Annotated in this window: 12 protein-coding genes; 2 read left to right on the top strand and 10 right to left on the bottom strand. The window is 62.5% G+C overall.

Features of this window, described 5'->3' with window-relative positions; all coding sequences use genetic code 11:
- Positions 1-521: 521 nt before the first annotated feature.
- Entirely contained in the window at positions 522-1,382 is an 861-nt protein-coding gene (locus ACILSQ_RS04285) for a hypothetical protein (protein WP_395742346.1), read from the bottom strand.
- Positions 1,383-1,533: 151 nt separating this feature from the next.
- Between ACILSQ_RS04285 and ACILSQ_RS04280 the strand changes: the two genes are divergently transcribed.
- Positions 1,534-2,832 (top strand): MFS transporter, encoded by a 1,299-nt coding sequence (locus ACILSQ_RS04280; RefSeq protein WP_395742345.1) that lies wholly within the window; start codon positions 1,534-1,536, stop codon positions 2,830-2,832.
- A 71-nt stretch (positions 2,833-2,903) separates the two neighbouring features.
- Here ACILSQ_RS04280 and ACILSQ_RS04275 read toward each other — a convergent pair whose 3' ends face one another.
- The 5 genes from ACILSQ_RS04275 to ACILSQ_RS04255 all read right to left on the bottom strand — a co-directional run bounded on the left by ACILSQ_RS04275 (position 2,904) and on the right by ACILSQ_RS04255 (position 6,427).
- Positions 2,904-3,365, bottom strand: a complete 462-nt coding sequence (locus ACILSQ_RS04275; protein ID WP_395742344.1) for an RNA recognition motif domain-containing protein — start codon at positions 3,363-3,365, stop codon at positions 2,904-2,906.
- A 209-nt stretch (positions 3,366-3,574) separates the two neighbouring features.
- Complete coding sequence (locus ACILSQ_RS04270; RefSeq protein WP_395742343.1) at positions 3,575-4,420, bottom strand: Spy/CpxP family protein refolding chaperone; 846 nt, start codon at positions 4,418-4,420, stop codon at positions 3,575-3,577.
- Positions 4,417-4,764, bottom strand: a complete 348-nt coding sequence (locus ACILSQ_RS04265) for a hypothetical protein (RefSeq protein ID WP_395742342.1) — start codon at positions 4,762-4,764, stop codon at positions 4,417-4,419. The genes ACILSQ_RS04270 and ACILSQ_RS04265 overlap by 4 nt, the downstream gene beginning before the upstream one ends.
- Positions 4,748-5,284, bottom strand: coding sequence for an RNA polymerase sigma factor (locus tag ACILSQ_RS04260; protein WP_395742341.1), 537 nt, complete (start codon positions 5,282-5,284; stop codon positions 4,748-4,750). Before ACILSQ_RS04260 ends, ACILSQ_RS04265 begins: the two co-directional genes overlap by 17 nt.
- Positions 5,285-5,350: 66 nt before the next feature.
- The gene (locus tag ACILSQ_RS04255; protein WP_395742340.1) at positions 5,351-6,427 is read right to left on the bottom strand and encodes a hypothetical protein; all 1,077 of its coding nucleotides are present in this window, start codon (positions 6,425-6,427) and stop codon (positions 5,351-5,353) included.
- A gap of 145 nt (positions 6,428-6,572) precedes the next feature.
- Here ACILSQ_RS04255 and ACILSQ_RS04250 point away from each other — a divergent pair, with 145 nt between their 5' ends.
- Positions 6,573-10,295, top strand: coding sequence for a bifunctional serine/threonine-protein kinase/formylglycine-generating enzyme family protein (locus ACILSQ_RS04250; RefSeq protein WP_395742339.1), 3,723 nt, complete (start codon positions 6,573-6,575; stop codon positions 10,293-10,295).
- Positions 10,296-10,306: 11 nt separating this feature from the next.
- Here the strand turns inward: ACILSQ_RS04250 and ACILSQ_RS04245 are convergent, their stop codons facing one another.
- From ACILSQ_RS04245 to ACILSQ_RS04230, 4 genes are all read right to left on the bottom strand, one after another.
- Entirely contained in the window at positions 10,307-10,771 is a 465-nt protein-coding gene (locus tag ACILSQ_RS04245; protein ID WP_395742338.1) for an SRPBCC family protein, read from the bottom strand.
- A 405-nt stretch (positions 10,772-11,176) separates the two neighbouring features.
- Positions 11,177-11,467: a DUF3253 domain-containing protein gene (locus ACILSQ_RS04240; RefSeq protein WP_395742337.1), complete on the bottom strand. Its 291-nt coding sequence runs from the start codon at positions 11,465-11,467 to the stop codon at positions 11,177-11,179.
- Positions 11,468-11,470: 3 nt separating this feature from the next.
- Positions 11,471-11,947 carry a TspO/MBR family protein gene (locus ACILSQ_RS04235; protein WP_395742336.1) on the bottom strand — a complete coding sequence of 159 codons (477 nt, stop codon included), beginning with the start codon at positions 11,945-11,947 and terminating at the stop codon, positions 11,471-11,473.
- Entirely contained in the window at positions 11,944-13,482 is a 1,539-nt protein-coding gene (locus tag ACILSQ_RS04230) for a cryptochrome/photolyase family protein (RefSeq protein WP_395742335.1), read from the bottom strand. Before ACILSQ_RS04230 ends, ACILSQ_RS04235 begins: the two co-directional genes overlap by 4 nt.
- Between the last annotated feature and the right edge of the window lie 70 nt (positions 13,483-13,552).

Raw genomic sequence — 13,552 nt, 5'->3', positions numbered from 1 at the left:
AAGACTTCTTTTTTGGACTAGGGGGTCTAAAGAATAGCGAAGTTCGAACCCGGAAGCCAAGCTTTTGTTTGATTTTAGATCAAATAATCATCTAGGTGCGCCCATTTCGTAGGTCTCCTGTCGCAAATGCTTCATTTGAACGCATTGCCCCTGTATAGCGTCATGGATTTGGGGGTCTTCCTTTGGGCTTTTCGGTGCCGACGGAGGGCGGTTAACGGGCGGGAAGCGAGCCTATTTTTTGAAGGGCAAATAACCTATATTGAACCGAGGTTTTTTCGCTATTCAGTCATGCTGAAAGCTACATATCTGCTATCCATGACCTGTCAGAGAGCCATTTTGGCGCTTTATTGACCTGCCTGAACCGGCTTTTCTAAAGGAATGACTAGATTTCCTGTCTTGTCTGCGGCCAGAAAAACCTTGTTCTTTAAATATTGGCTCTTCTTTCTTGTGGCGTTATTCATGACACGCTGGCGGCCAAAGGTGCCTCTCCGCCCCCTGCCGTCGCACCGCCGATTTTTGGGTTAGGGCTGCGGTTTTGGCGCGGGCAGCCGCACCGCTTCCGGCTCAAAGTCGAGCACGTCTTGATGCGTGCGCAGGGCCTTGCGCGCCTTGTCAAAGAAGGAGGAAAGGTCTTCCGCGTTCATGTTCTGCTTGTCGTCAATGTAGGCGTGCAGCTTCTGAATCTGGGCGTCGGCGTCCAGATTCACGGAACCCATGACCTTCTGCGCCTGCTTGTAGGTGCTGGAGAACTTGCTCTGCGCCTGCTCAAAGGCCTCCTTGGCCCCTTCCTGACGGATGTACTGCTTCTCCGCCTCCCGGAAATCGCTGCTGAAGAGCCGCTTGAAGAAGCCGCCCTTGGGTTTCTCGATGTGCTTCGAGGCCTGCGCATCAAAGTAGTTCGCCAGCTCCTGAAACTCCTGCATCGGCTTCTGATACTGCTTCTTCAGATAGCCCAGGCCGGTGGTGATGATGGTGAGCTTCTCCACCTCCGCCTTCGACAGCGTCTGGCCCGCCTTCACCTTGTCCTCCAGCAGGTCGATGTATTGCAGCGTCGTCTTGTTCCCCTCAAAGATGTTTTCAAACTCCTTCGCCGCGATCGCCAGCCTCTTGCGCTCCCCCGTGCGCAGTTCGTCGATCTTTTTTTCGTGCTCGTCATTGAGCGCCGTGATCATCTTCTGGTGCTGCGCCGCCTGGTTGTCCAGCGTGCGCTGAAACTCCGCCTCCTTGGCCTTCAGTTCCTCGACGTGCTCCGTCTTGATCTGCTCCAGCTCCGTGCGCGCCGCCTCCAGGTCGCTGTGGGATTGAAACAGGAACCAGCCCAGCACACCGGAGGCAAGGAAGCTGAGGACCAACAACGCGGTGAGATTTTTAATGGCGGCCATGGCGGGAATGAATGCGTGAGACTACAAGGCGCGCGAACATATTCAATGCGCCGGTTTTGCGGCTCTCCGCACGGCTCATGCACTTCTTCGCGCTGTTCATCAAGCTCGAATCCTGCTAGGCCTGGGGGAAATCCTGCGTCTTCTCTCCGCAATGTCCTCCTCCGCCCGCCCCACCATCGTCCGTCATCAAATCCTTGCCACGGCGACCATGGTGGCCTTCCTGATGTACCTCGACCGCATCTGCCTGGCAAACATCATCGGGTCTTCTTCCTTCAAGGAGCACATCCAGCTCCAGCCCTGGCAGGAGGACTGGGTGAAAGGCGCATTTTTCTGGGCTTACGCCCTGGCCCAGGTGCCCGCGGGATGGCTCAGCGATCGCTTTGGCACCCGCGCGCTGATCACCATCTACATCGCCACCTGGTCCATCTTCACCGCCGCCACCAGCTTTTCACTCGGTTTCACCACGCTGCTGCTCGCCCGTCTCGGCTGCGGGCTCGCCGAGGCAGGCTACTACCCTGCCAGCAGCGGCCTGCTCACCCGCTGGGCTCACATCGAGTCCCGCGGATTTGCCAGCAGCGCCATCTCCTGGGGTGGACGCGTGGGAGGTGCCGTGGCGCCAGGGCTCACGGCCTTCGTCATTCTGCGCGCCGGCGACTGGCGCTGGGCGGGCTGGCTCTATGGCGTGGTCGGCGTCTCCGTGGCCCTTTGCTACTGGCGGGTCTTCCGTGAGCACCCGCGGCAGCACCCGCGCTGCAATGAGGAGGAGATTGCGCTGCTGGCGGAAGGGCGCGGCGCCTTCCAGCCTGCCAAAGATCCGCCCAGACGTTTTCCTCTCAAGGCCGCCTGCAGGAGCGTCAATCTCTGGATGGCCAATGGCGTGCAGTTCTTCACCAATGTCGGCTGGTCCTTCCTCATCCTCTCCCTGCCCGACTATCTCACCAAGGTGATGCTCCTCAAGGAAGGCATGACCGGTCTCATCACCACGGGCGCGCTCACCATCGGCATCGCGGCCCTCCCGCTCGGCGGCTTCGTCACCGACTGGATCAGCCGCCGTCATGGCAAGCGTCTCGGCCGCATGCTCCCCATGTGTGTGACCAAATTTGCCGCCGCCGCCTGTTACGTCCTCGCCTTGTGGACTGACTCCCCCTGGGGCATGGCGGCGGCATTTGGCCTCGTCGCTTTCTTTGGAGACATCGGTCTCCCGGCCATGTGGACCACCATGCAGGACATCAGCGGCAGGTATCAGGCCCAGTTCTTCGGCTGGTCAAACATGTGGGGCAACTTCGGCGCCGCCATCATGCCCATCCTCTTCACCTGGGTTTCGAAGTCCTATGACACCAACCACGACTACCACGAAGGCGTCTGGATGTGCGCCGCGGCCTTTGTGCTGGCCGGGGTCTTCGCGCTGTTTGTGGACGCAGAAAAGCCCGTGATCCGGGAGGGCGTCTAAAGAACGCTCTCGCCGCACCACGGGCGTGAAATTCTGATCAAAAGCAGGGGGTCAGGCTGCGAGGGCCGGCATTACCAGCCGCCGCCGTCGTCGCCGCCGCGGTTGCCACGGTCATAGCCGCCGCCACCACGCTTGCCGCCGCCACCACCGCCGTAGCCGCCACGGCCACCGCCGCCGCCGCCACCACCGTAGCCGCCGCCACCGCCGCCGCCGTAACCACCACGGCCGCCGCCGCCGCCACCGTAGCCACCACGGCCACCGCCGCCGCCGCCTGCCGGACGCTCTTCACGCGGACGGGCTTCGTTGATCGCCAGCTTGCGGCCCATGAATTCCTGGCCGTTTTGCCCGTTGATCGCAGCATTCATGGCTTCTGCGGAGTCCATCGTCACGAAGGCAAAGCCACGCGGACGGCCGCTCTCGCGGTCCATCGGCAGGAAGACTTCGGTGACACCACCGTATTGGGAGAACAGCTCACGAATGTCTTGTTCTTGAGCGGCGAAGGGCAGATTGCCCACGTACATCTTGGTATTCATATCGTTGTTGGGTGCAGTCTTCCGCCTCGCGCCAGAACCAGCCCCGATCATCGGTATATGAACACCAACGGATTTCAAAATCACCTGATGAACGACTGAGCCTGACCCTTAACAGGTGACCTACGGCGTCTTATCGCCGGAAATGCGCGAAAGGCAAACGAAACTTTTCTACGGTTTCACCCCGGCAGGGTCATCAGGCGCGCCACGGCTCACTTCTTCAGCTTCCCTTCCACATAGGTGAGAATGCGTCCCACTTTTTCGGCGTCCTGCGCTTCCTTCGCCTCTTCAAAGGCCGTTTTTGCCTGTAGCAGCTCTCGTAGCAGCGCCAGCGAAATGATCTCCTGCCCCGCGGCTTTCACCGCCTCAAAGCGTTCCTGCAGCGACTGCACATCGGTGCTGCCAGGCTCGAATTTCGAAAAATCCACCGTCTCCACCTCGGCTTCCAGCTCCTTGTAGTGCGAGTCCTTCACCAGCTCGTCCAGCTTTGCGTCCGCATCAGAAAACTGCCCGCTTCGGATCAGTTTTTCGATTTCCTCGCCGCGATGTTTCATCGCTTCCGTAGGCGGCACGCCGAGGGTCTCCAGCGCCGCCTTCAGTCTCCCCGCTTTCTCCAGCACCTTCGACTCCAGCCCGCCGCCCTGGGCCACCAGCTTCGGCGGGTTCAGCCTCCGGGCCTTGGCCATCTGCTCCGGCGTCAAAACATCCCGCACTCCCATCAGCGCCCGCAGTTGCAGTTGCTTCACCGCCGCTTCAGCCTCCAGCAGTTTGGCAAGCTGCGCGGACGCCGCCTCCACCGTGCTGCTTTTGTCCTGCAGCAGGTGACCGAGCGCCTTCTGCTGCTCCTTCACCGCCTGCTCCAGCGGCCCGGCCTGCGCGCGCGCCGCGCTGAGCTGCTTGTTGATCTTCTCCTGCTGCTCGCTGGTCAGCGCCAGTTCATCCCGCACGGAGGCCAGCATGTCCGGGTGCAGCAGCCCGCTTCTCAGCCATTCCTCCACCTGGGCGGCGGGCAGGCTGGCGGTGCAGAGCAGAAGGGAGCAAAGAAGGAGCTTTTTCATGGGATGGAGCGGTTGAGTTGAGGATTCAAAAGAAAATCAGAAGGCGCTTCAAAGGTCAGCAGCGGCGTCTCCACGCCCGCAAACAGTTCGCCCGGCGGCGACTCCAGCAGCGGCGGCAGCGCTTCGCTCAGCCGTGCTTCACGCTGCGGCGCAGCCGCAAAGAAAACCGCCGCCACGGCCACGCATGCCACCGCCAGCGCCGCGGGAATCCAGCGCACGGTGGCGCGTTCTCTCCGCACGGGACGTTCCAGCAGTTCCGGTCGCCACGCCGGCGCGTCCTCACGCTCACAGCAGCGCGCATGCGCAAAGATTTCACGCAGATCGTCGTCAGTGCCTGGCTTCATGAGATGCTTCGGGTTCGGGTTGCAGCAGCATGCGCAGCCGCGCTTTGCCGCGCTCGTAATGCTGGCGCACGGAGCCGATGCTGACCCGCATCACCACCGCCGCCTCGTTGAGCGTGAGATCCTGGTAAAACACCAGGTGCAGCACCTCCGCCTGCCGCGCCGGCAGTTCCGCCAGGCAGCGCCGCAGTTCCGCCCTGCGTTCGTCCATTTCCAGCTTTCGTGCCGGTGAAGGGCGCGGATCCTGCGCATCTCCGGAAAGTTGCAGCAGCAGCCTGCCCAGCAGCGATTCGCGATACCGCAGCCGCCGGAACTCCTCGTGCGCCGTGAAGCGGATCACGCCAAACCACCACGTCTTGAAGCTGGAGCGCCCGTCGTGCCGCGCCCGCTCCTGCGCCAGCTTGAGGTACGCGTTTTGCAGCACGTCCTCCGCGCGCCCATGCTCCCCGCCGCAGCAGTGCAGCGCCCAGCCAAAGGCGTCGGCGTGCAGAGCTTCGAGCTGGTCGGCGATGGCGCGTTCCATTCATTTCCCCCTGAGTGGCGCGGGACAGCGCGACGTATGACACGCCCGCTTAAAATTCGCACCTCCTCATTTGAGCAGCGCTCCCAGCCCGAGAATCAGTGTCACGATCAGCGTGCCACCGGCCGCCTTCCACAGAAGCTGCATCTGCTCCGGCGTCACCAGGCCGGGCTGCAGCGGCAGCAGCACCACGGCAAAGGTCATCAGCACCAGCAGCCAGCTAGCGAGAATAAACAGCGTGGGGCTCGCCGACTTCGTCTCCTTCAGCGCCGCCTGCACCAGCGGCGGAAGATCTTCCTGCGGCGCGATCCCCGTGGGCGGTGGCAGCGGCGCCGGGCTGCTCGCATACGTCGCCGCCTGCACGATCACCTTTCCTGAAGGCCCCAGGTTTCGTGCGGGCTTCTCCTCTCCTTCTTTGCCCTCGGCCGCCTTCGCCTGCCGGGACACGATTTTAGGCCCCGTCTCACCGTTCTTCGCCAGGATCGCCGGCACCTTCGGCAGCGGAGCCAGTGCAGGCGCCGCGGCCTTCGTCGTCATGACCGCCGCAGGTTGGGCCGCGCCCGCCTCAGCGCTGCTCATCAAAATCACCCTTCCTCCGAGGCTCAGACTGATCGGAAGTTCCAGCTCCGCCTCCGTTTCATTCGCGCGCCCCAGCCAGCCCACCACGAAGGAATTGTCCAGCACCTCCACCAGCACCTTGCTCCCGGCTGTCGCCCACAGGGCCAGCAGCACCTCCGGGCAGCTCGCCTCGGGAATCACAAGGTCACACTCGGGACGCGCCCCCAGCAGCAGCGGCTGCTCCGGTTTCAGCGTCAGCCGTGTCTCACCCGCCGTGAGGCCCTGCACCATCAGTTCGCGTGCCGCGCCCTTCTCGGGCTTGATCGGCCGCAGCAGCTCCATCTCCACCGCGCCCAGCTTTAGCTTCCACGGCAGCGGCTGCGCATACGGCACGCTGGCATTCGCGGGATGCACCACCACAAGCTGGCAGCCGTTCACAAACTGCGCCTTCATCTCCGCCTCCGCCACGCCCTCCTCATCCACACGGATGCGGCACGTCTCCCCACGGCCGATGCAGATCGTCTCGCCATCCTGCACCAGCAGGCAGCGGCGGCGGCCCTTCAATTCATAAACCACGGGGATCTTCATGCAGCCTTTTGTTTACGCTGCAACCGCCTGCAAGTCGAACAAACCCTCATCCCCTGCGCAGGCTACACCCAGTCTAAAATGACGGTTGCGATTTAGGAATGCTCCTTGCTAGTATCCGGCGTCAGCCCCGTACACGATTTTCCCTATGAGCACTGCATCTTCGGGCTCCAAACCCTCCAAAGGCTGGCAACCGCCATCGCTGGAGGAGATGCAGGCCATGCTGCCGCAGTATGAGTTTGTCTCCCTCCTGGGCCGCGGCGGCATGGGCGCCGTGTACAAGGCAGTGCAGATCTCGCTGGACCGTCCCGTCGCGATCAAGGTGCTTCCGCTCGATCTGGTGGACGACGACGAGGCGCAGTTCGCCGCACGCTTTAAAAACGAGGCGCGCACCATGGCCAAAATGAGCCACCCCAGCATCGTCAGTGTTTTCGACTTCGGCGAGACTCAGTCCGGCCTCCTCTACATCGTCATGGAGTTCATCAATGGCACCGATGTCTCCCAGATGATCGCCTCCCAGGGCAGGCTCCCTGAAGACTACGCGCTCTCCATCACCGCCCATGTCTGCGATGCCCTCAACTACGCGCACCGCAACGGCATCGTCCACCGCGACATCAAGCCCGCCAACATCCTCATCAACATGGAGGGCGCTGTGAAGGTCGCGGACTTTGGCCTCGCCAAGGCGAGCGACGCCGGCCAGAGCGGCCTGACCAAGACCAACATGGCCATGGGCACGCCTGACTTCGTGGCTCCGGAGGCCTTGATCCCCGGCATCCCTCTCGACGGTCGCGCGGACCTCTACGCCATCGGTGTGATGCTCTACCAGATGCTCACCGGCGAAGTGCCGCGCGGTCTCTGGACTCTTCCCGCCGCCAGGATCGGCACCGATCCGCGCTTCGACGCCATCATCACCAAGGCCATGCAGACCGACCGTGAGATGCGCTATCAATCCGCCGCGGAAATCCGCCAGGAGCTCGACAGCATCCTCACCACGCCGCGTTCCCTCATCATTCAGCAGCAGCAGGAGGCTGCCGAAGCCGCCGCGCGTGCCACCCAGGCCCGCAAACTCGCGGAGGCGCAGGCTGCCGCCGCCGCGCAGAAACCTGCGGCAGGCGCAGGCGCTCCTCCCCCGCGCCGCCCATCGGAGCAGCCTCCCCGGCCAGCTCCCGCTCCGATCAAAAAAAAATCCAGCCTCGGTCCCGTCCTCGGCATCGCCGCTGCCGTCATTCTTTTCGCAGGCGTCTTGTTCCTGATGTCGGGAAAAAAATCCGTCCCCGCTGTCACTCAAAGCACCACGGCTGCGCCCGCCGACGAACGCTCCACAACGGCTTCCGCCTCCGCTCCGTCGCAGCCCGTCGCAGAACCCGCGAATACAAAAACCTTTTCCGGGGTCGAATTCCCACGCGATCTCCGTCTTCCAGACAGCAAATCCTGGCAGATGAAGGACGGCAAAATCCTCTGCATTCATGTTCCTCCCGGTGAATATCCCTCCTTCTCCGTTCCCACGCCCCTCCAAGGCGCCTATGAATGCGAAGTGGTCTTCTCCATCCCTCCAGCCTCCAAAGGGTACCTGGAGCTGATCCTTCCCGCGCCGAAAGGCTGGATTCCCCTCACCGTGTTCGAGAGCGCCCTCGCCGTTTTTCACGGCAACGTGCGCAAAAACATCGAGACCCCATGGGCGGCTGGCCCGCAGCATTCCCTTAGAGCTGTCGTCGGCCCACGCCACAGAGTACAAATCTTCTCGGACGGGAAACAGGTGAGCGATGTGGAGGACGCGGGTGCCGCCAGTCCGGCGAACTGGACCTCCATCAAGCCGGACCACGTCAATATCGGCGGGGAGACGAAAAATGGCCCGCCGCTCACCCTCCACTCCATCCGCGTCACCCAGGGCATCTCTCCTGCTGCCTCCACCACCACCCTCGCCAGCGCTCCGGCTGCGCCGCCCGCTTCACCGCCTCAGCCTTCGTCATCAGCACCCGCTTCGTCGCCGGCGCCACCACCTCCCCCTCCGCCACCCCAATCTCCAGCAGACTCTGTCGGCTGGACCGATCTCATCCCAACGATCGATCCCGCCAGGCACTCCATCAGCGGTGAGTGGCAGGTCGTGGGAGGGGAGTTGCGCGGCCGGGGGGTGGACCCCTCCCACCGGGCGCTCGAGATCCCCGTCGCAACCATTCCCGCCAATTACGACCTTCGCATCCGTCTCACCCGCCCCACCCTGGGGGCGGCTTTGTTTTTCGCCCTGGCTCACGGCAGTTTCGGCGCCGGAGTGACTCTCGACAGCTGGACCGGCAACAAAGACAGTAACAACGAAGTGAGTGCCGTCATTTCCAGAAACGGCCGGTCCCTTGAGGTGAAGAATGCCCAGCACTATTTTCAGCCAGGGCTGAAGCGGGAGGTGCTTTTCCAGGCCCGCGAAAACGGTCTGATAGTCCTGCTGGATGGCGAAGAAATTCTTCGCTGGGACGGCCCCTGGTCATCCCTCACGCAGACGAACGGAAGCTTCCTCCAGCAGCGCGTTCAGAGCGGCCCCATCTTCGCCGTCGGTGTCTGCATCGGAGACGTCACCTATCATTCCATCGAGATGCGCGAGGTGGACGTCGCCGCGCAGCAAAAGGCCGCCCTGCTCGCCGCTCATCCGCAGCTTTCCAAACTCGAAGCCGGTTTTCGTTCACGCTATGAGTCCGATGCCCAGCGGCCGTACCTTGCCGCGCTCGCCGTGCTGAATCAAAGCTATGTGAACACCGGCATCGCACGGGCACGTGCCGCGGCTCAGGCAAAAGGCAGCCTCGACGAAGTCACCGCCCTCGATGCGGAAAAAACCGCTGTCACCTCAGGCGCCGGTGTCCCCGCCACCGACTCCGAAACCACGCCCGCCTCGCTCAAGATCCTGCGCGACACCTACCGCACCGAACTGGCCAAAATCACTTCTGAGCGCACTGCCAAAACCGCGCCGCTGCTCGACATCCACGTCAAGGCGCTCGACGCCTATGTCGTGGAGCTCACCAAGGCAGGCCGGCTTGAGGAGGCGAAACAAGTGAGCACGCTGCGGGGGAGTGTCTCCGCCAGCCGCGCGGCCCTCTCCACCCCGCCGCCCACGCCCACGCCAGGCGGCGCTCCACCGCCGCCTCCTTCCAAAGACGCCTACACCAACTCCATCGGCATGAAGTTCGTTCCCGTCAAAGGCACCAACCTCATGTTCTGCATCCATGAAACACGCCGCCAGGACTACGCCGCCTACGCTGCGGCGAATCCCGGCGTCCGCGAAGACTGGATGAAAGTCACACAGATGGATGTTCCCTGCGGTGACAAGGACGACCACCCCGTGCTGAACGTGCGCTGGACGGAGGCCCAGGCCTTCTGCGCCTGGCTCACCAAAAAGGAAGGCAAAACCTACCGCCTCCCCACCGACGCGGAATGGAGCATCGCCGCGGGCATGAAGGAAGGGCAGCGCCCCGCCGGCACCACACCCGAATCGCTCAATGAATACGACCCGGACTCCTACCCATGGGGCGGCAGCTTTCCTCCTTCCGACCGCGCGGGAAATTACGCCGACAAGACCTCCGCCATCAAATTCCCCAGCATCGGCTCCATCAGTGAATACGATGACGGCTTTGCCACCACCTCTCCCGTGATGAGTTTCAAGCCCAACAAGCTCGGCCTCTACGACATGGGCGGCAATGCGCTCGAGTGGGTGGATGACTGGTTCAACGCCTCTCAAACCACCCGCACGCTGCGCGGCGGTTCCTTCATGGAATCCGACGGCCGCCGTCTCCTTTCCTCCTTCCGCTACTTCGACGGCCCCTTGATCGCCCGCCACTTCAACGGCTTCCGCATCGTCCTCGAAGCCCCGCCGAAGAAAGGCCCCTGACCTCGGCCAGGTCAGCCATGAAAAATCTTCTGCACCGCCTGCTCCCGATGCGCAAAAATGCGCTTGAGCTCCGGCGCAACGAGCCAGGGATGCGCCAGCTCCCCCAGCGGGCCAAAGGGCAGCACATACGTCACGCGGTCGATCATCCGGGTGCGCCCGTCGCCCAGGTCCTCAAAGTCATGCTCGTGATGCCAGACCGCATACGGCCCCACGCGCTGCTCATCCACAAAACGCCGGCCTTCCACCACGTGGGTGATCTCCGCAAGCCATGTGACCGGAATGCCAAAAAACAGGCGAAGGCGGTGGTTGAGCATCAGTCCGGCATGGATGGCGCCGGGCAGGCCCTCCTCATCGGTGGAAAATCCAAATTGTGGCGGCGTGATCCGGGCCAGATTGCGTGGATTGGAAAAGAACGCCCAGACTTCCCCCGGCGGCGCGGAAATAATCTGCTGATGAAACAAAGTGTGCACAGCCATGCAGCACCGGATTACGCCCGTAACCGCGGAGTAGATTCAACAAGGAGCTGCCAGGCATGAATGGCATTCGGCAAACGGCTTGCATCGTGGGCTTTGCTTCTCCTTTCGCATCGAGTTCTTGAGCCGCAAATCTCCCTGATCATCATCGCTTTCGAAATCGCATCAGCCCTGAAAGGGCTGCGGATTACAGCCCAGGGTCAGCCGAGCCTCGGCGAGGCGACCCTGGGTTACGGCGATCAAATCGGGAAGCAATGCCAGCGCTTCGCCGCAGTCTGCAGGTTGCCAGCAGCGTCGTCACAACGCTCCGCCTCACGCCTGCGCACAACGGCACCGACAACGACCATCAACACACTCAACCGAGTAAACCGCCGCCACACCCGAAACATCGCATGCGTCCACCACAGCCTACCCCTTCGCCACCCTCGCCAACCGGATCGGTCCCTTTGCCGCCAGCGGATCGGCAGGCTCACTCTTCTGCGTACAAACCAGCAGCCCCTCATCCACCAGCGCCGCCGCCACCTCACGCACCCGCTGCATCAGCGGCCTCCATTCACGGCTGAGCTGCCGCGCCGCCTCTGATGGGCAATAGGTAGCCCCCTCGCTCCTGCCCGCCGCAAGCCTCATCAGGCATTCACGGATGTCAGCCGCATTCACATCATGCGCGACTTCAGGAACTGCAGGCGGTCCATGCTTCATCGTTCAACTGTTCAGCCGCCACAGGCTCCAGTTCAAATAGCTCGCGAACGTCACCCACGCGAGGTACGGCACAAACAGCCATCCGGCCGCGGCATTCACCTTCCGAAAACTCACCCACGTCAGCGCGATCGCCACCCACAGCGCCACGATCACTCCCAGGCCCAGGCCGAGCGCGTGCGCCCCAAAAAAGATCGGCGTCCATGCCGCATTCAGCGCCAGTTGCACAAAATAGAGCTGCAGCGGCGAGGCAAATCCCACCCGCTTCCACACCAGCCAGGCGGCAATGGCCATCAGCGTGTACAAAAGCATCCACACCGGCCCGAACACCCAGCTCGGCGGATTCAGCGCCGGCTTCCGCAGCGCCTCGTACCATGCTCCGGGCATTTCAATGAAGGCACTCAGCGCCGGCGCCGCAAAGGTGATCAGCAAAAAGACCACCAGAGCCCAGCCGCTGCGTTTTTGGTAGGAGGAAGCACTCATGGCGTTTTTAAATTCGTTTCCCGAACTCTTTTTGCGTGCATGTGGATCGCCGCGCGCTGCCTGTCATCCAGCCTTGCCAGGTTCTTCAACTGCATGCTCATCCTCTGGTTCTGCCGCAGCTTCGGCTCGTGCTGCAGCAGGTAGTCCCAGTACAGCGTGGTAAACGGGCAGGCCTTCGGCCCCGTGCTCAGCGCCGGGTCATACCGGCAGCCGCTGCAGTAGTTGCTCATGCGCTGGATGTACTTTCCGCTCGCCACGTACGGCTTGCTTCCCATCACCCCGCCATCGCCATATTGGGACATCCCCAGCGTGTTCGGCAGTTCCACCCACTCCACCGCATCCACATACACCGCCAGGTACCACTCATGCACCTTCCTGGGATCCACGCCAAACAGCAGCGCAAACAGCCCCGTCACCATCAGCCGCTGAATGTGGTGCGCATAGCCCAGCCGCAGCGTCTGCGTGATCACATCCCGCAGGCAGTTCATCTCCGTCTCGCCCGTCCAGTAAAAATCCGGCAGCGGCTCATGCGCATGCATGGCGTTCCGCTCCAGATACTCTGGCATTAAGTGCCAGTAAATGCCACGCACGTACTCCCGCCAGCCCAGGATCTGCCGCACAAAGCCCTCCACCGCCGCCAGCGGCGCCTTGCCGTCCCGCCACGCCTTCTCAGCCGCAGCCAGCACCTCGCGCGGATCCAGCAGCTTCAGGTTCATCGCCGCGCTCAGCCTTGAATGGTACAGCCACGGCTCCTGCGTCCACATCGCATCCTGATACTGCCCAAACTCCGCCAGCCGGTGCTCGATAAAATCCCGCAGCGCCGCCTTCGCCTCCCGCGCCGTCACCGGCCAGTCAAACTCCTCCAGCGCCCCCGGATGCTTCGCGAAGCGCGCATTCACCATCGCAATCACCTCCTGCGTGATCGCATCCGGCTTGAATCTCTGCGGCGGCACCCGCAGCCCCGGCCCGTGCTTGTCAAAGCTGCCCCGGTTGTCATGATCAAAATTCCACTGCCCGCCCGCCGGCTTCCCATCCTCCATCAGCACGCCCGTTCTCTGCCGCATCTCACGGTAGAAAAACTCCATCCGCAGTTGTTTGCGCCCCTCAGCATGCTCCGCGAACTCCGCCCGCGTGCACAGAAAATGCCCGTCTTCCCGCACCTCCAGCGGCACCTCGAGTTCTTCCGCCACCTGCTCAATCTCCCGCTGCACCGCCCACTCTCCGGCCAGCACCATCACCAGCTTGCCCGGCTTCAGTTTTTTCAGATCAGCCCGCAACGCATCGCCAAAGCTCGGCCACTCCCCCATTTCGCGGTAGATCACCTTCCAGCCCTTCTCGCTCAGCGCCTCGCGAAAATGCCGCATCGCCGTGACGAACATCGCGATCCGCGCCTTCGTGCTCCACACCTTGGTCGATTCCTCAGCCACCTCCGCCATCCACACCGCATCATGCTCTTCATTGAAATCCTCCAGCGCCGCTGATTTCAGATCAAGCTGGTCGCCGAGAACGAGAATGAGACGTGACACCTTGGACATGCGCGGTGGATTACGTCTCCCCTTCCCTGCCGGGCCACGCAAAAAATCTCAGGATTATCCATAGCCAATG

The organism is Prosthecobacter sp. (assembly GCF_044227185.1).
GTDB lineage: Bacteria > Verrucomicrobiota > Verrucomicrobiia > Verrucomicrobiales > Verrucomicrobiaceae > Prosthecobacter.
The sequence above is the reverse complement of the archived record's forward strand: the minus strand, read 5'-3'. Positions and strand labels throughout refer to the sequence as shown.